Annotated in this window: 14 protein-coding genes; 5 read left to right on the plus strand and 9 right to left on the minus strand. The window is 61.5% G+C overall.

Annotated elements, in window-relative coordinates; all coding sequences use genetic code 11:
• Positions 1–45 precede the first annotated feature (45 nt).
• From nirB to cobA, 4 genes are read left to right on the plus strand one after another with little or no spacing between them, the layout of a single operon-like run.
• Positions 46–2,499 (plus strand): nitrite reductase large subunit NirB, encoded by a 2,454-nt coding sequence (gene nirB, locus AC07PQ_RS23395; protein ID WP_493185272.1) that lies wholly within the window; start codon positions 46–48, stop codon positions 2,497–2,499.
• Positions 2,496–2,813 (plus strand): nitrite reductase small subunit NirD, encoded by a 318-nt coding sequence (gene nirD, locus AC07PQ_RS23400; protein WP_007927531.1) that lies wholly within the window; start codon positions 2,496–2,498, stop codon positions 2,811–2,813. The genes nirB and nirD overlap by 4 nt, the downstream gene beginning before the upstream one ends.
• Positions 2,813–5,530: a nitrate reductase gene (locus tag AC07PQ_RS23405; RefSeq protein ID WP_493185273.1), complete on the plus strand. Its 2,718-nt coding sequence runs from the start codon at positions 2,813–2,815 to the stop codon at positions 5,528–5,530. The genes nirD and AC07PQ_RS23405 overlap by 1 nt, the downstream gene beginning before the upstream one ends.
• Before the next feature lie 10 nt (positions 5,531–5,540).
• Entirely contained in the window at positions 5,541–6,302 is a 762-nt protein-coding gene (gene cobA, locus AC07PQ_RS23410) for a uroporphyrinogen-III C-methyltransferase (RefSeq protein ID WP_007927527.1), read from the plus strand.
• Between the two features lie 77 nt (positions 6,303–6,379).
• Here the strand turns inward: cobA and AC07PQ_RS23415 are convergent, their stop codons facing one another.
• The 8 genes from AC07PQ_RS23415 to ppsA form a co-directional block, all read right to left on the minus strand.
• Positions 6,380–7,366 carry an OmpA family protein gene (locus tag AC07PQ_RS23415; protein ID WP_007927525.1) on the minus strand — a complete coding sequence of 329 codons (987 nt, stop codon included), beginning with the start codon at positions 7,364–7,366 and terminating at the stop codon, positions 6,380–6,382.
• Positions 7,367–7,473: 107 nt separating this feature from the next.
• On the minus strand, positions 7,474–8,064 hold the full coding sequence (gene sigX / locus AC07PQ_RS23420; RefSeq protein ID WP_009042922.1) for an RNA polymerase sigma factor SigX: 591 nt from the start codon (positions 8,062–8,064) through the stop codon (positions 7,474–7,476).
• Between the two features lie 88 nt (positions 8,065–8,152).
• Positions 8,153–8,977, minus strand: a complete 825-nt coding sequence (locus tag AC07PQ_RS23425) for a mechanosensitive ion channel family protein (protein ID WP_053260260.1) — start codon at positions 8,975–8,977, stop codon at positions 8,153–8,155.
• A 2-nt stretch (positions 8,978–8,979) separates the two neighbouring features.
• On the minus strand, positions 8,980–9,225 hold the full coding sequence (locus tag AC07PQ_RS23430; protein ID WP_007927518.1) for a hypothetical protein: 246 nt from the start codon (positions 9,223–9,225) through the stop codon (positions 8,980–8,982).
• A gap of 63 nt (positions 9,226–9,288) precedes the next feature.
• Positions 9,289–10,284, minus strand: coding sequence for a zinc transporter ZntB (locus tag AC07PQ_RS23435; protein WP_009042920.1), 996 nt, complete (start codon positions 10,282–10,284; stop codon positions 9,289–9,291).
• Between the two features lie 25 nt (positions 10,285–10,309).
• Positions 10,310–10,801 (minus strand): ribonuclease E activity regulator RraA, encoded by a 492-nt coding sequence (rraA, locus tag AC07PQ_RS23440; RefSeq protein ID WP_007927511.1) that lies wholly within the window; start codon positions 10,799–10,801, stop codon positions 10,310–10,312.
• A gap of 249 nt (positions 10,802–11,050) precedes the next feature.
• A complete protein-coding gene (locus tag AC07PQ_RS23445; RefSeq protein ID WP_007927509.1) occupies positions 11,051–12,040 on the minus strand; it encodes an alpha/beta fold hydrolase in 990 nt (329 codons plus the stop codon).
• Positions 12,041–12,140: 100 nt separating this feature from the next.
• Positions 12,141–14,516: a phosphoenolpyruvate synthase gene (ppsA, locus tag AC07PQ_RS23450; RefSeq protein ID WP_493185274.1), complete on the minus strand. Its 2,376-nt coding sequence runs from the start codon at positions 14,514–14,516 to the stop codon at positions 12,141–12,143.
• Positions 14,517–14,690: 174 nt separating this feature from the next.
• Between ppsA and ppsR the strand changes: the two genes are divergently transcribed.
• The gene (ppsR, locus tag AC07PQ_RS23455; RefSeq protein WP_007927505.1) at positions 14,691–15,509 is read left to right on the plus strand and encodes a posphoenolpyruvate synthetase regulatory kinase/phosphorylase PpsR; all 819 of its coding nucleotides are present in this window, start codon (positions 14,691–14,693) and stop codon (positions 15,507–15,509) included.
• 122 nt (positions 15,510–15,631) lie between these two features.
• On the opposite strand, the gene prpD is transcribed toward ppsR, so the two are convergent.
• The gene (prpD, locus tag AC07PQ_RS23460) at positions 15,632–17,116 is read right to left on the minus strand and encodes a 2-methylcitrate dehydratase (protein WP_493185275.1); all 1,485 of its coding nucleotides are present in this window, start codon (positions 17,114–17,116) and stop codon (positions 15,632–15,634) included.
• Positions 17,117–17,209 lie beyond the last annotated feature (93 nt).

The raw sequence follows: 17,209 nt of genomic DNA on the forward strand, positions 1-17,209 counted from the left end.
AGCCAGGCCCGGCATGCCCGACGGCCTGTCTACGCGGAGAGCGAAATGAAGAAACTCAAGCTGGTGATGATCGGCAACGGCATGGCCGGGGTACGCACCCTGGAAGAGCTGCTCAAGCTGAGCAATGAGCTGTACGACATCACGGTCTTCGGCGCGGAGCCCCACACCAACTACAACCGCATCCTGCTCTCCCCGGTACTGGCCGGCGAACAGACCTTCGAAGAGATCGTGCTCAACGACCTGAGCTGGTACCTGGACAACCACATCAAGCTGCTGCTCAACCGCAAGGTGGTGCAGATCGACCGGGTCAAGCGCCGGGTGATCGCCGAAGACGGCAGCGAAGCCGAGTACGACCGCCTGCTGATCGCCACCGGTTCGACCCCGTTCATCCTGCCGATTCCCGGCAACGACCTGCAGGGCGTAATCGGCTACCGCGATATCGCCGACACCCAGGCGATGATCGACACCGCCAAGACCCACAAGCACGCAGTGGTCATCGGCGGCGGCCTGCTCGGCCTCGAAGCCGCCAACGGCCTGATGCTGCGCGGCATGGACGTGACCGTGGTGCACATCGGCGAATGGCTGCTGGAGCGCCAGCTGGACAAGACCAGCGGCCAGCTGCTGCAAAGCGCCCTGGAAAGCCGCGGCCTGAAATTCCGCCTGAGCGAACAGACCCAGGCCCTGCACGACGCGGGCAATGGCCGGGTCGGCTCGGTGCAGTTCAAGAACGGCGACATCATTCCCGCCGACCTGGTGGTGATGGCCGCCGGCATCCGGCCCAATACCGAGCTGGCGGAAAAAGCCGGGCTGCCGTGCAGCCGCGGGATCCTGGTCAACGACACCCTGCAGACCTACGACCCACGCATCTACGCCATCGGCGAATGCGCCAGCCATCGCGGCATCGCCTACGGCCTGGTGGCGCCGCTGTTCGAACAGGCCAAGGTCTGCGCCAACCACCTCGCTCAACTGGGCTTCGCCACTTACAAGGGCTCGGTGACCTCGACCAAGTTGAAAGTCACCGGCATCGACCTGTTCTCCGCCGGCGACTTCATGGGCGGCGAAGGCACCGAGACCATCACCCTCTCCGACCCCATCGGCGGCGTGTACAAAAAACTGGTGATCAAGGACGACATCCTGGTCGGCGCCTGCCTGTATGGCGATACCGCCGACGGCGGCTGGTACTTCCGGCAGATCCGCGAGAACCACGCCATCGGCGAGATCCGCGACCACCTGATGTTCGGCGAGAACGCCCTGGGCGATGTCGGCCACCAGGGCCAGGACAAGGCCATGAGCATGGCCGACAGCGCCGAAGTCTGCGGCTGCAACGGCGTGTGCAAGGGCACCATCGTCAAGGCGATCCAGGAGCACGGCCTGTTCAGCGTCGACGAGGTCAAGAAACACACCAAGGCCGCCAGCTCCTGCGGCTCCTGCGCCGGCCTGGTGGAACAGATCCTGATCAACACCGTGGGCGGCGCGGCCGACGTCAAGCCAAAAAGCGAGAAAGCCATCTGCGGCTGCAGCGACCTCAACCACGGGCAGATCCGCCAGGCGATCCGCGAACAGCACCTGCTGACCATCGCCGGCACCATGAGCTACCTGAACTGGCGCACGCCCAACGGCTGTGCCTCCTGCCGCCCGGCGCTGAACTACTACCTGATTGCCACCTGGCCGGGCGAGGCCAGGGACGACCCGCAATCGCGCCTGATCAACGAACGGGCCCACGCCAATATCCAGAAAGACGGCACCTATTCGGTGGTGCCGCGGATGTGGGGTGGCGTCACCACCCCCTCCGAACTGCGGCGCATCGCTGACGTGGCGGACAAGTACCAGGTGCCGATGGTCAAGGTCACCGGCGGCCAGCGCATCGACCTTTTGGGTATCAAGAAACAGGATTTGCCTGGGGTCTGGAAAGACCTGGACATGCCCTCCGGCCACGCCTACGGCAAGTCCATCCGCACCGTGAAAACCTGCGTCGGCAGCGAGTTCTGCCGCTTCGGCACGCAGAACTCCACCCAGCTGGGCATCGAACTGGAGCATGACCTGTTCAACATGTGGTCGCCGCACAAGGTCAAGCTGGCGGTCTCCGGCTGCCCGCGCAACTGCGCCGAGGCCGGGATCAAGGACGTCGGCATCATCGGCGTCGACTCGGGCTGGGAGATGTATATCGGTGGTAACGGCGGGATCAAGACCGAGGTCGCGGAGTTCTTCGTCAAGCTGAAAACCGCCGACGAAGTGCGCGAATACAACGGCGCTTTCCTGCAGCTGTACCGCGAGGAAGCCTTCTACCTGGAGCGCACTGTGCACTACCTGCAGCGGGTCGGCATGGCGTACATCAAGCAGGCCATCATCGAAGACCCGCAACGGCGCAAGGCCCTCAACGAGCGCCTGCAATTCTCCCTGTCCTTCGAACAGGACCCGTGGAAGGAGCGCCAGGAACAGCCGCAGTTGAAAAAAGAGTTCGAACCGATCCGCGTCAAGCAACTGGAGGTGCTGCCATGAACTGGCTGGATATCTGCGCCCTGGACGAGATCAACGCCCTGGGCTCGCGCATCGTCAACGGCCCCAGGGGCGACATCGCGATCTTTCGCACCAGCGACGACGAAGTCTTCGCCCTCGACGACCGCTGCCCGCACAAGGGTGGGCCGCTGTCCCAGGGGCTGATCTACGGCAAGACGGTCGCCTGCCCGTTGCACAACTGGCAGATCGACCTGGAGTCCGGCGAAGCACAGGCGCCGGATATCGGCTGCGCCCATCACCATCTGGCGCGGGTGGAAAACGGCCGCGTGCTGCTGGCCCTGCGGGATGCCGGCTGATGAACCGCCAGACAACCGCCTCGACCTGCTGTTACTGCGGCGTTGGCTGTGGCGTGCTGATCGAGCACGACGGCGAACGCATCCTCGGCGTCAGTGGCGACCCGAGCCACCCGGCCAACCACGGCAAACTGTGCAGCAAAGGCTCCACCCTGCACCTGACCGGCGACCTCGCGGCCCGCGCCCTGTATCCGGAATTGCGCCTGGGCAAGGCCCTGGCGCGCAGCCGCACCGACTGGGACACCGCACTGGAACATGCGGCCAACCTGTTTGCCGAAACCATCGCCGAACACGGCCCGGACAGCGTGGCCTTCTATATCTCCGGGCAATTGCTTACCGAGGACTACTACGCCTTCAACAAGCTGGCCCGGGCCCTGGTGGGCACCAACAACATCGACAGCAATTCGCGGCTGTGCATGTCTTCGGCGGTGGTCGGCTACAAACGCAGCCTGGGCGCCGATGCCCCGCCCTGCAGCTACGAAGACCTCGAACTGAGCGATTGCGTGATGATCGTCGGCAGCAACATGGCCTACGCCCATCCGGTGCTGTTCCGCCGCCTGGAGCAGGCCAAGCGCCTGCGGCCGCAGATGAAAGTGATCGTCATCGACCCGCGGCGCACCGACACCTGCGACCTGGCCGACCTGCACCTGGCGATCCTGCCCGGCACCGATGTCGCACTGTTCCACGGCATCCTGCACCTGCTGCTGTGGCAGGACTGGATCGATCGCGACTTCATCCAGGCGCATACCGAAGGCCTGGCCGAGCTGAAGAACCTGGTCCACGACTACACCCCGCATATGGTCGCGCAGCTGTGCGGCATCAGCGTCGAGCAACTGCGCCAGTGCGCCGAATGGGTCGGCACCTCGCCGAGCTTCCTGTCGCTGTGGTGCATGGGGCTGAACCAGTCCAGTTCCGGCAGCGCGAAAAACAGCGCACTGATCAACCTGCACCTGGCCACCGGGCAAATCGGCCGCCCCGGGGCCGGCCCTTTCTCCCTCACCGGCCAGCCGAATGCCATGGGCGGCCGGGAAACCGGCAGCCTGTCGAACCTGTTGCCGGGACACCGGGACGCCGCCAACCCGGAGCACCGGGCTGAAGTCGCGGCCTACTGGGGCGTCGAGCAATTGCCGGCCAACCCCGGCCTGAGCGCGATCGAGCTGTTCGAACAGCTGCGCGGCGGCAAGATCAAGGCGCTGTGGATCGCCTGCACCAACCCGGCGCAATCGCTGCCCGACCAGAACGCGGTGCGAGAAGCCTTGCTGGCCTGCCCGTTCGTGGTCCTGCAGGAAGCCTTTCGCACCACCGAGACCGCGACCTTTGCCGACCTGCTACTGCCCGCCGCCAGCTGGGGCGAGAAGGAAGGCAGCGTGACCAACTCGGAACGGCGCATCTCCCATGTGCGCCGCGCCGTGGCCGCGCCGGGCGAAGCACGCCCGGATTGGGCCATCACCCTGGACTTCGCCCGGCGCCTGGAACAGCGCCTGCGCCCGCAACGGCCCAGCCTGTTTGCCCTGGATACGCCTGCCCAGCTGTTCGATGAGTACAAACAGCTGACCCGCGGCCGCGACCTGGACCTTTCCGGCATCAGCCACGCGCTGATCGACCGTATCGGCCCGCAGCAATGGCCCTTCCCCGCCGGCGCCGAACAGGGGACGCCGCGGCTGTACGTCGACGGCCGCTTCCCGACCGCCAGCGGGCGGGCGCACTTCGTCAGCGACCCGTATCGCGCGGCCAAGGAACAGCGGGATGCGCGCTTCCCCCTGACCCTGATCACCGGCCGCCTGCGGGATCAATGGCACGGCATGAGCCGCACCGGCACCGCCGCCCAGCTGTTCGGGCATGTCAGTGAAGCTGTACTGAGCCTGCACCCGGACGAACTGCGCCGGCAGAACCTGCAAGCGGGTGACCTGGTATCGCTGAAAAGCCGTCGCGGCAGCGTGATAGTCGCAATAGCGGATGACGACAGCGTGCGCCCGGGCCAGGCTTTCCTGCCGATGCATTGGGGCGATCGGTATCTCAAGGGCGGCGTCAATGCCGTGACTCAGCCGGCGTTCGATCCTCTGTCCAAACAACCAGAACTCAAGCACAGCGGTGTACGCCTGGAGCCGGTCCAGCTGCCGTGGCAATTGTTCGCCCTGATCGAAGGCGACGTGCAGCGGCATTTCGAAGCCCTGCGCCCGCTCTGTGAAAGTTTCGCCTACGTCAGCCTGAGCCTGGCCGGTCGCGAACGCCCGGCCCTGCTGCTGCGGGTGGCCAACGCCGAAGCGCCGGCGCCGCAACTGCTCAAGGACATCGATCAGTTGTTGGGGCTCAACGAAGGCCCGGTGCTGGCCTATGACGATCCTCGGCGCTCCATCGGCAAGCGGGTACGCATCGAACAGGGGCGGATCACCGCCATTCGCCTGGCCGGTGAAACCCTGGCCCGGCACTGGCTGCAGAACCTGTGGCTGGAAGGCAAGGCCGATGAGCAACTGCGCCGCTGGCTGCTGGCGCCGATGAGCGCACCGCCAGGGGCGGCCGGGTTGATTGCGTCGAACGGCAAGACCTTGTGCAACTGCAAGAACGTCAGCCAGAGCGCAGTCTGTGCCGGGATCTCCCGCGGCCTGGACCTCGATGGCCTGAAACAGGAGCTGGGCTGCGGCACTCAATGCGGTTCCTGCGTCCCCGAAATCAAACGCCTGCTGGCCAGCTCGGCACAGCCCGTCGCAATCCCCCTGTGAGGAAACAAACATGAGCGCAAAAGTCTGGCTGGTGGGTGCGGGCCCTGGCGATCCTGAACTGCTGACCCTCAAGGCCGTGCGTGCCCTGGGCGAGGCGGATGTGGTGCTGATCGACGATCTGGTGAATCCGACGGTGCTGGAGCACTGCCCCCGGGCACGGGTTATTGCCGTGGGTAAACGCGGAGGCTGTCGTTCGACACCCCAGGCGTTCATTCATCGGCTGATGCTGCGCTACGCCCGGCATGGCAAGTGCGTGGTACGCCTCAAGGGCGGCGATCCGTGCATCTTCGGCCGTGGCGGTGAAGAAGCGCAGTGGCTGCAGGAACGTGGCGTCGAGGTGGAACTGGTGAACGGCATCACGGCCGGCCTGGCGGGAGCTACCCAGTGCGGTATCCCGCTGACCCTGCGCGGTGTCGCCCGTGGCGTCACCCTGCTGACGGCCCATACCCAGGACGACAGCAGCCTGAACTGGCAAGCCCTGGCACAAAGCGGTACGACGTTGGTGATCTATATGGGAGTGGCCAAACTGGGTGAGATCCGTGAACAGCTGATCGCTGGCGGCCTGGCGCCGCATACCCCGGTGGCCATGATTGAAAACGCGTCCCTGCCCGAGCAACGGCTGTGTCGGAGCGATCTGCACGCCATGCAGGACGATGCCCATGCCTTCCAGCTGAAAAGCCCGGCCATCCTGGTCGTCGGCGAAGTGGCCGCTTGCGGTGCACAACTGCCCGCCCTTTCCGAAGCGGCCCTGGCGGCGGCATTCTCGGCCTGACTCCAGGCGCGTTCATCAAATCGCGGACAAAGAAAAACCCGGCCTAGGCCGGGTTTTTCAAAGCTGCAAGCTACAGATTACTGAGCTTGTTGAGCTTGTGCTTCAACCTGCGCTTCTACGCGACGGTTTACAGCGCGGCCAGCTTCAGTTGCGTTGTCAGCAACTGGGCGGGACTCACCGTAACCAACGGATTGAACGCGGCTCGACTCAACACCGTACTGGCTGGTCAGAACTTGCTTAACGGCGTTTGCACGACGCTCAGACAGTTTCTGGTTGTAAGCGTCAGGACCGACGGAGTCAGTGTGACCTTCAACAACGGTGGTGGTTTGTGGGTACTGCTTCATGAAGTCAGCGAGGTTCTTGATGTCAGCGTAGCTGTTAGGCTTAACGACCGACTTGTCGAAGTCGAACTTCACGTCCAGCTCAACACGAACAACTTCAGCAACCGGAGCTTCTGGTTCTGGAGTTGGCTCTGGAACTGGAGCAGGAGCTGGAGCAACCTTGCCAGCGTTGCCGCCGAAGTTCACACCCAGACCAACCAGAGCGGAGTAGTCCCACTTGCCGTTGTCCATTGCGTAGTCGGCTTCAACGCCGGCACGAGCGAACAGGTTGTCGGTGAAGTAGTACTTAACACCGGTACCGATGATAGCCAGGGTCGACTGGTCGCGACCGCTGTGGCCGTCAGCCAGGACGTTGGTACGGCTCTGGTGACCGAAACCACCGGAAACGTATGGACGCAGGGAGTCCACGCCAGCTTGACCGAAGTGGTAGGTAGCCAGCAGGCTGCCGGTGTCACCTTTGATCTTCTGGTTGCCAGTGCCGTCGTTCGAACGGGTGTGGTTGGTTTTGTCGTAGTTCAGGTCCAACGACAGGTCATCGGTCAGGAAGTAGCCGATACGAGCGCCTGGGTTGAAGCCGTCTTCGATGTGCTTAACGCTGTCGTTGTACTGTTTTTTGTAAAACAGTTCACCCTCGACCGCGCCTTGGCCTTGCGCCAGAACGCCGAACGAAGTCACGGCAACAATAGAACCAATGGCAATGCCCAAGGTGTTTTTCAGTTTCATCCGTTAAATCCCCATCTGGTGATTGTAAAGCAGTCCCACATACCGGGGGACAACTCGGCGGTAAGTCTATCAGAACTTACCTAGACGTAAGAGATATTTGCGCCGAACTAAGTTTCAGCAATGCCTGCAAATTTCTCACGCAATTTATCAAGCGCACGCTTGTACCGCATTTTCGTAGCACTCAACCCCATGTGCATGATGTCTGCAATCTCCTGGAACTCCAGTTCTGCGACGAATCGTAGCACCAGAATCTCCCGATCGATCGGGTTCACATGCACCAACCAGCGGTCAAGTCCGCCCTTTTCCTCAGGTTTCGGCGCCTTATCTTCAGACGCTTCCTCGAGGGGATCAAGACTTAACGCATCCATCAAGCGGCGTTTCCGCCGTTCTTTCCGATACTGCGTGATGCATTCGTTGTACGTGATGCTATAGAGCCATGTCTTGAACTTCGATTTCCCCTCGAAGTTCTTGAGGCCATACAGCACCTTCAACATCACCTCCTGACAGACATCGTCAGCATCACGATCGTTCCCTAAATAACGTGCACAAACGTTGAAGAGGGTTCGCTGATAGCGTCGCATCAACTCTTCATACGCACGCGTTACGTGAAACAGCTCCGTGTGCGAGCGCGCAACCAACTCCTCGTCAGAGAGCTCACGGGGGTCATAGCGCGTGGATAGCGATTGGGCTTTATTCAAAACGAGTCGGGCCGACAGTCAGGTCAATGTCCACCGCAGCCCAGACACGGGCATTTTGCGGCGGCATACATTAGCAGGGTTTGCCGGGTTAGCGGCTACTTACATGCTGCTCCAGCAGGATCCGATTGGAGAGCGAGACCAGCTCGCCCTCATCGGTCAGCAGTGTAGTCTTAACCGTGCCGATCTCCTCGATCTGCCCTTCGACCTCGCCAACTCGCACTTGTTGCCCAACCTGATACAACTCACGCACATAGATTCCCGCAAGAATCTGACCGGCAATATCCCGGCTTCCCAACCCCATGGCCAAGGCAACAGCCAGACCAACGGTAATCAAAACGATCACGATCACATGGTTGAGCAGGTCGGTTTTGACCTCCAACTGACTGATCGCAACGGAAATACTGATGATGATCACCAGGCCCTGGGCGATTCGCCCCAGGCCACTGGCGTAATCCAGACCGACCCCTTCGGCCGCTCCGCGCACCAGCCCATTGGCCAATTGCGCCAGCAATACCCCCACCAACAGCACCAGCGCGGCCCCGAACACCTTCGGTAAATACAACGCCAGCATGTCGAGCGTAGCCGAAACCCGCTCCAAGCCAAGGGATTCTGCAGCAGAAACCAGAAAAATCAGTAATACGAACCAATACACGATTTTACCGATCAAGGTAGAAATCGGTACCTGCAAGCCCGCGCGGGACAGCAGTTTGGTCAAACCGGTACCGCCCATCAAACGGTCCAGGCCCAGTTTGGCGAGCAATTTGGAAAGCAAGGTATCAAGCAGTTTGGCAACCACAAAACCCAGCAGCAGCACGACCAGCGCGCCAAACAGATTGGGAATGAAGTTCGCTACCTTGGTCCACAACGCAGTCATCGCAGTGACGAGGCTCTGAGTCCAGAGATCAAGTTCCATATTCAATCAGCCTTATCAGCAGTGCGAGCAGTAGGTTTACGACGGGAAACCGGCGAGATATGGGCCGATCCGTTATTCAGAGCAATCATCAGCGCCGGCAACCAGCGGCCGAGCAGGCTGAACAGATCGCCCGCTCCCACCTGCCGGTTGGCGGTTTTCAGTACGCGGCCCAGGCACGCATCGTCGTCCCGGGTGGACGGTGTGGCCTTGAGCATGTCACGCAACGACTGTTCAAACGGATCGTGCATACGCACCTCTCGATATGTCAGTGAAAGACGCGATCAAAATTCCTTGGGTCACATAGTTCATGATCAGACCCAGCGCAAACGTCGGAATAACCACCACTGTCCCAGCGCGACCAGCGCCATCAACAGGCAGGCCACCAGAAACCCGTAGGGGCTGTTGGAAAGCGGAATGCCTCCCACGTTGATCCCCAGCAAGCCGGCCAGAAAACTCATCGGCAGAAAGATCCCGGTGATGATCCCGAAGCGAAACATGATGCGGTTCATGCGCACGCTCAGGCGCCGGTCTTCGGCCTCCAGCACAAGCCCCACGCGCTCTCGGGTCAATTCGAGCTCTTCCAGGTAGCGGGTCAGGCTGTTGTTCAATTCGTTCCAGTAATCGCCATCGTCATCGGCAAACCAAGGCAGCCTGATACGGCTGAGCTGACCGAAAATATCCCGCTGCGGAGCGAGGAAACGCTTGAGTCCGGCAGCCCGTCGACGAATCTGCAGAATGTTGCTGTGCTCGGGGGTATACCGTTCGTCGGCATCCAGTTTTTCTTCCTCGGCATCGACCACTTCCGACAGGTCGCTGACCAGATCCTGCACTTTATGGGTCAGGTACTCAGCCATATAAAGGATGAGTTCGGAAGCGGTTTTCGGTCCCTTGCCTTCACCCAGTTGCACCAGCAGCTCATCCGTCGCGCGCAATGGCCGCAGGCGCAGGGAGATCACTCGCTGGGCCGAACCGAAGATGCGTACCGAAACCATGTCCTCCGGCTCGGCGCCGGGGTTGAGGTTGATGCCGCGTAAAAACAGCAAGAACTCGGAGTCCGGCAGCGCCAACAGACGCGGCCGGGTGTTTTCTTCGAGTAGGAGGTCACAGCTGAACTCGCTCAGACCGCTGGATTTACGCAGCCAGGTCTGGGTTTGCGGATGGCTGCGATCCCAATGCAGCCAGAGGCTCTCATGGGCTTGCAGCTGCAAGTCGTCCAGTTCAGTTCGGGCAATCGCACGCGCACCACCTTTACCGTCCAGCACCAGGGCATGTACCAGCCCCCATTGCGCGTTGTCTTCCTCGAACATCCTCATCCCTTGCTTGGTCGACTGCTTATTCGGGCATTTTCAGCGGGCTTGGCGAAACGATCACGCCATTGTTGTCGGCATAGACATATTCGCCCGGACGGAACGTCACCCCGGCAAAAGTCACCACCACGTTGAGATCGCCAATGCCGCGCTTGTCGGTTTTCATCGGGTGACTGGCCAGCGCCTGAACGCCCAGGTCGGTTTGCGCGATGACATCGACATCACGGATGCAACCGTAGATCACCAGCCCTTCCCAACCGTTCTTCGCCGCCTTCTCGGCCAGCATATCGCCCAGCAGCGCACGGCGCAGGGAGCCGCCACCGTCGACCACCAGCACCTTGCCGTGGCCCTTGAGCTCGACCTGTTCCTTGACCAGCGAGTTGTCTTCGAAGCATTTGATGGTCACTATTTCGCCGCCAAAGGAGTCGCGGCCACCGAAATTGCTGAACATCGGTTCAACCACCTGTACCAGATCCGGGTAGGCGTCGCACAGGTCGGGAGTGAGGTAATGATTCATCGAGAAACTCCTGTAATGGAAAGAACACGTCGCGGTGTCGGAATTCGCAGGGTTCATGCTGAGTGATACGAGGGCAGACGGAGAATGTTTAACATTTCAGCTAGCCCTCACCATACGCCAATTTCAGCAGGCTCGGCGGCACGAACAAGATGCTTGACCGGAGACCGAATGTGACCAGAACCGCTCAACGCGTCATATCTTAGCCGCAAGCGCATCGGAACGAAATGCTCTTGTCAGAGCCTTCTGAACTCAACTGGCGGCAGCCAGTTCAGTGCCCGACGCCAACAACGGGCTCTGCTGATCCTTCAACCAACGCGCGACCAAAGGCCAGACTTCGGCCTGGGCGGCTTTGCTCACCAGCATCTCCACATGGCCGAAATTGCCGCTGAACCCTTGTTCGCGCCCCAGGCAGACAAACTGCTTATGCTCGGAACTCAACTGGTCAAACAGCTTGCGACAAGCCCAGGTCGGATCCTGATGATCCCCGGCCGCGCTCACCGCCAATACCGGCAGCGAAACATCGGACAAGCCGGCCCACCAGTCCTTCTGCCCATCGCCGAAACGCCCGAATAGCCCGTACCAGCGCATGCCTTCCAGGGCCAGGCCAATGGGCTCGTCCTCGGGACCGCGCTTGAGTCGCGAGCCGGACAACTGGGCAAAACGCTTGAGAATGAAACGACCGCCCCACTCCACCGCCGGGATTTTCAATGGCCAATAGGTGCGGCTGACCTGACAGCCGAACAGCGCCGCCGACGCCACTGCCGGCTCTCCCAGGTACTGGCCGCCCAGGGCCGCCGCCAGGGTAATGCCGCCCAGGGAATGACCGATCCAGTGCGGAACCTGGCCGCTTTGTTCCCGCACGAAGGCGCCGATGGCAGGCAGATCGTACTGCGCATAGTCGGCGACGCGATTCTTGCGATAGTCGGCATTGCGTCGCGACAGGCCGTGACCGCGCATCTCGGGGATCCATACATCGAAGCCCATGCGCGCCAGATACGCGCCCAGGCCGATGCCCTTGGGCGAATACCAGAAACGCCGATTGGAGAAGCTGCCGTGCAGCAGGATCACCGGGACACCGCGGGATTCGGGCTCGTCCGCCATCCCCAGGCGGGTGACGGCCAGCTCGACCGTGGCGTCCGGGCTATTGCCGGGCTTCAGGCGGTAGACGTCTTCACTCAGGTCGCCTCGACGTTCGGCACTGATCAAGGCGACGGGAAACAGGTTGCTGCTGCTTTGCATAATGCTCTTGCACAAAAAAGGGCGGCTTCCAGATGGAGCCCGCCCTACTTGAATCTCAAAGCCCCGGCCAACCCGAAGGCTGGCCAGGGCTTCATTCCGCTTAGACCGCACCCTGCCCCTCGGCCAGGAAGAACCAGGTTTCCAGTACGGAATCCGGGTTCAGCGAGACGCTTTCGATGCCCTGTTCCATCAACCACTTGGCCAGGTCCGGATGGTCGGACGGGCCCTGGCCGCAAATACCAATGTATTTGCCGGCCTTGTTGCAAGCGGCGATGGCGTTGGCCAGCAGTTTCTTGACCGCCGGATTACGCTCGTCGAACAGGTGCGCGATGATGCCCGAATCGCGGTCCAGGCCCAGGGTCAGCTGGGTCAGGTCGTTGGAGCCGATGGAGAAACCATCGAAGAACTCGAGGAACTCTTCGGCCAGGATCGCGTTGGAAGGCAGCTCGCACATCATGATCACGCGCAGGCCGTTTTCACCGCGCTTGAGACCGTTTTCGGCCAGCAGATCCACCACTTGGCTGGCTTCACCCAAGGTACGGACGAACGGCACCATGATCTCGACGTTGGTCAGGCCCATGTCGTTGCGCACGCGCTTGAGGGCGCGGCATTCGAGCTCGAAGCAGTCACGGAAGGATTCGCTGATGTAACGCGAAGCGCCGCGGAAACCCAGCATCGGGTTTTCTTCTTCCGGCTCGTAGAGCTTGCCGCCGATCAGGTTGGCGTATTCGTTGGACTTGAAGTCCGACAGGCGCACGATGACTTTTTTCGGCCAGAAGGCCGCAGCCAGGGTGCTGATGCCTTCAACCAGCTTGTCGACGTAGAAACCGACCGGCTCGTTGTAACCGGCGATGCGCTTGTCGACGCTGTCCTTGATTTCATGGGGCAGGCCGGCGTAGTTCAGCAGCGCCTTGGGGTGCACGCCGATCATACGGTTGATGATGAACTCCAGGCGAGCCAGGCCAACACCGGCGTTCGGCAGCTGGGCGAAGTCGAAGGCGCGGTCCGGGTTGCCGACGTTCATCATGATCTTGAACGGCAGCTCCGGCATGGCGTCGACGGAGTTTTTCTTCACGTCGAAGCCCAGCTCGCCTTCGAAGATGAAACCGGTGTCGCCTTCAGCACAGGACACGGTCACGCCCTGGCCGTCTTTCAACAGTTCGGTGGCATTGCCGCAACCGACAACGGCCGGAATCCCCAGCTCGCGCGCAATGATCGCGGCGTGGCAGGTACGGCCGCCACGGTTGGTGACGATGGCGCTGGCGCGCTTCATCACCGGCTCCCAGTCCGGGTCGGTCATGTCGGATACCAGCACGTCGCCGGCCTGGACCTTGTCCATCTCCGACACGTCCTTGATGATCCGCACCTTGCCGGCGCCGATGCGCTGGCCGATGGCGCGACCTTCCACCAGCACGGTGCCGGTCTCCTTCAACAGGTAACGTTCCATGACGTTGGCCTGGGTGCGGCTCTTCACGGTTTCCGGACGGGCCTGGACGATGTACAGCTTGCCGTCGTCGCCGTCTTTGGCCCATTCGATGTCCATCGGGCACTTGTAGTGCTTCTCGATGATCATCGCCTGCTTGGCCAGCTCGCTGACTTCGGCGTCGGTCAGGCAGAAACGCGCGCGATCAGCCTTGTCGACGTCGACGGTCTTGACCGAGCGACCGGCCTTGGCTTCGTCGCCGTAGATCATCTTGATCGCCTTGCTGCCCAGGTTGCGGCGCAGGATGGCCGGGCGACCGGCTTGCAGGGTGCTTTTGTGGACGTAGAACTCGTCCGGGTTCACCGCACCTTGAACGACGGTTTCACCCAGGCCGTAGGCACCGGTGATGAATACCACATCACGGAAGCCCGACTCGGTGTCGAGGGTGAACATCACGCCGGCGGTACCGGTTTCCGAACGCACCATGCGCTGCACGCCGGCAGACAGGGCGACCAGCTTATGGTCGAAGCCCTGGTGCACGCGGTAGGAAATGGCGCGGTCGTTGAACAGGGAAGCGAAGACTTCCTTGGCGGCGCGAATGACGTTCTCGACGCCACGGATATTGAGGAAGGTTTCCTGCTGGCCGGCGAAGGAAGCGTCCGGCAGGTCTTCGGCGGTGGCCGAGGAGCGCACGGCCACGGCCATGTCAGGGTTGCCCGCGGACAGCTTGGCGAACGCGGTGCGGATTTCGCTATTCAGTTGCTCGGGGAACTCGGCTTCCATGATCCATTGACGGATCTGAGCGCCGGTCTTGGCCAGAGCATTCACGTCATCGACGTCCAGGGCGTCGAGCGCGGCGTGGATCTGGTCGTTAAGACCGCTCAATTCGAGAAAATCACGATAGGCCTGGGCCGTCGTGGCAAAGCCTCCAGGGACGGATACACCGGCGCCTGCAAGGTTACTGATCATCTCGCCCAGGGATGCGTTCTTGCCCCCCACATGCTCTACATCATGGACGCCGAGCTTATCGAGGGAAACTACGTACTCTACCAAGGTGATCTCTCCACTAACTGTGTTGGAAAAGCTCAGAAGCCGGCTGCTCGGGGGAGCGCTTGCCAGCTGTATGGCCTGGACCTGGAAAATAAGTGAGAATGCGGGCCATTGGAGGCCGGCAAATCGCGCCTATCATATCCAAGATTCGTCACTAGCTTAAGGCCCAAGGTGCAAATGAAACGATCTGCTTTCTTTATCTCCGACGGTACCGGCATCACCGCTGAAACCCTCGGCCAGAGCCTCCTGGCGCAGTTCGAAAACATTACCTTCAGCAAAATCACGCGGCCGTATATCGACAGCGTAGATAAAGCGCGGGCCATGGTACAACAAATCAACATCGCCGCCGAAAAGGACGGGTTTCGCCCGATTATCTTCGACACCATCGTCAATCAGGACATCCGTGAGATCCTCGCGACGTCCAATGGTTTCATGATCGACATCTTCTCGACCTTCCTCGCCCCCCTGGAGCTGGAGTTGAGCGAGCACTCGTCGTACTCGGTCGGCAAGTCCCACTCCATTGGCGGCAACTCCAACTATATGGAGCGGATCGAGGCGGTGAACTTCGCCCTCGACAACGACGACGGCGCCCGCACCCACTACTACGACAAGGCTGACCTGATCCTGGTCGGCGTGTCGCGCTGCGGCAAGACCCCGACCTGCCTGTATATGGCCATGCAGTTCGGGATCCGCGCCGCCAACTACCCGCTGACCGAAGACGACATGGAACGCCTGCAGCTGCCGACGGCCCTGCGCGCCCACCAGCACAAGCTGTTCGGCCTGACCATCGACCCCGACCGGCTTACCGCCATCCGCAACGAGCGCAAGCCCAACAGCCGCTACTCGAGCTACGCCCAGTGCGAGTTCGAAGTGCGCGAGGTGGAAAACCTGTTCCGCCGCGAGAACATTCCGCACATCAATTCCACCCATTTCTCGGTGGAAGAGATCTCGGCGAAGATCCTCGTGGAAAAAGGCGTCGAGCGGCGCTTCAAGTAGCGTTATCTGACCAATAGAAGGCTATCGCGAGCAATCGAACGTCGACCGGCTGCTCCTGCATGGTTTACAAGATCTTGTAGGAGCGAGCTTGCTCGCGATCGGACCAACGGTCCGCCCTGCTCTCAAATCACCAACAGATCCACGAACCGGTGCACCGCCGTGGCTTCCAGCTGCGCCTGGTCCTTGCACAGGGCAAAGATCTGCGCTGAACGCTGGGCCGTGAAGCGGGTGGCCAGGTTGGCCTTGAACTTGTCTTCCAGCAGCGCAATGCCTTCGGCGCGACGCCGGCGATGGCCAATCGGGTATTCCACCACCACCTGCTCGGTGCTCGAGCCATCCTTGAAAAACACCTGTAGCGCATTGGCGATGGAGCGCTTGTCGGCCTCCAGGTACTCGCGGGTGTAGCGCGGCTCCTCGACGACCTGCATCTTCTCGCGCAACTGATCGATGATCGGATGGGCGGCATGGAAGCTGTCTTCATAGTGCTCGGCCACCAGGTTGCCGAACGCCAGCGGCACGGCGGTCATGTACTGGATGCAGTGGTCGCGGTCGGCGGCGTTGGCCAGTGGGCCCACCTTGGAAATGATGCGGATCGCCGATTCGTGGGTGGTGATGACGATCCTGTCAATCTCGTGCAGGCGATTGCGCACCAGCGGGTGCAGGGTCACCGCCGCCTCGCAGGCGGTCTGCGCATGGAACTCGGCCGGGAAGCTGATCTTGAACAGCACGTTTTCCATCACATAGCTGCCGTACTGCTGCGACAGGCTGAAACGGCGCTGGTCTTCGGGCTTGAGCGCCAGGTCCTTGTTGGTGTGGCTGAACAGCACGTCGTAGAAGCCCCACTGCGGCGCACTCAGCACTCCCGGGATACCCATCTCGCCACGCAGGGCGATATCCGCCAGGCGCACGCCACGGCTGGTGGCATCGCCCGCCGCCCAGGATTTGCGCGAACCGGCGTTCGGCGCATGGCGATAGGTACGCAGCGCCTGGCCATCGACAAAGGCATGGGACAGCGCCGCCAGCAACTGCTCGCGGTTGGCCCCCATCAACTTGGCGGTGACCGCGGTCGAGGCGACTTTCACCAGCAAGACATGGTCGAGGCCGACCCGGTTGAAGGAGTTTTCCAGGGCAATCACCCCCTGGATCTCATGGGCCATGATCATGGCCTCGAGCACCGCGCGCATGGTCAGCGGCGCCTCGCCATTGGCCACGCGTTTTTGCGACAGGTGATCGGCCACGGCGAGGATGCCACCGAGGTTGTCGGAAGGATGGCCCCACTCGGCGGCGAGCCAGGTGTCGTTGTAATCCAGCCAACGGACAATGCAGCCGATATCCCAGGCCGCCTTGACCGGGTCCAGGCGCAAGCGGGTACCCGGCACCCGCGCGCCAAACGGCACGAGCGTGCCCTCCACTATCGGCCCCAGGTGCTTGGTGCACTCCGGAAAGCGCAGGGCCAGCAAGCCACAGCCGAGGGTGTCCATCAAGCAGTTGCGGGCGGTATCCAGAGCCTCGCGGGACTCGATCCGATAGTTCAGAACGTAGTCGGCGATGTCCTGCAAGACCTGGTCGTAATCGGGGCGTTCGTTCAGATCAACGTTGGCGCTCATGGGCAGTTCACTCCATCAAGGGTTGGGTTGCATCCTCAAGGTCAGGCTGATCGGGTTATTTTTTTATTCACCCCATTGTAGGAGCGAGCTTGC

Source organism: Pseudomonas sp. GW821-FHT09E12, from assembly GCF_059416085.1.

Excerpts from the sequence above, each read along its gene's own strand:
- nirD (WP_007927531.1), top strand. The coding sequence starts at position 2,496 with ATGAACTGGCTGGATATCTGCGCCCTGGACGAGATCAACGCCCTGGGC.
- AC07PQ_RS23425 (WP_053260260.1), bottom strand. The coding sequence starts at position 8,977 with ATGGAACTTGATCTCTGGACTCAGAGCCTCGTCACTGCGATGACTGCG.
- prpD (WP_493185275.1), bottom strand. The coding sequence starts at position 17,116 with ATGAGCGCCAACGTTGATCTGAACGAACGCCCCGATTACGACCAGGTC.
- rraA (WP_007927511.1), bottom strand. The coding sequence starts at position 10,801 with ATGAATCATTACCTCACTCCCGACCTGTGCGACGCCTACCCGGATCTG.
- nirB (WP_493185272.1), top strand. The coding sequence starts at position 46 with ATGAAGAAACTCAAGCTGGTGATGATCGGCAACGGCATGGCCGGGGTA.
- AC07PQ_RS23415 (WP_007927525.1), bottom strand. The coding sequence starts at position 7,366 with ATGAAACTGAAAAACACCTTGGGCATTGCCATTGGTTCTATTGTTGCC.
- cobA (WP_007927527.1), top strand. The coding sequence starts at position 5,541 with ATGAGCGCAAAAGTCTGGCTGGTGGGTGCGGGCCCTGGCGATCCTGAA.
- ppsR (WP_007927505.1), top strand. The coding sequence starts at position 14,691 with ATGAAACGATCTGCTTTCTTTATCTCCGACGGTACCGGCATCACCGCT.
- AC07PQ_RS23445 (WP_007927509.1), bottom strand. The coding sequence starts at position 12,040 with ATGCAAAGCAGCAGCAACCTGTTTCCCGTCGCCTTGATCAGTGCCGAA.
- AC07PQ_RS23435 (WP_009042920.1), bottom strand. The coding sequence starts at position 10,284 with ATGTTCGAGGAAGACAACGCGCAATGGGGGCTGGTACATGCCCTGGTG.
- AC07PQ_RS23405 (WP_493185273.1), top strand. The coding sequence starts at position 2,813 with ATGAACCGCCAGACAACCGCCTCGACCTGCTGTTACTGCGGCGTTGGC.
- AC07PQ_RS23430 (WP_007927518.1), bottom strand. The coding sequence starts at position 9,225 with ATGCACGATCCGTTTGAACAGTCGTTGCGTGACATGCTCAAGGCCACA.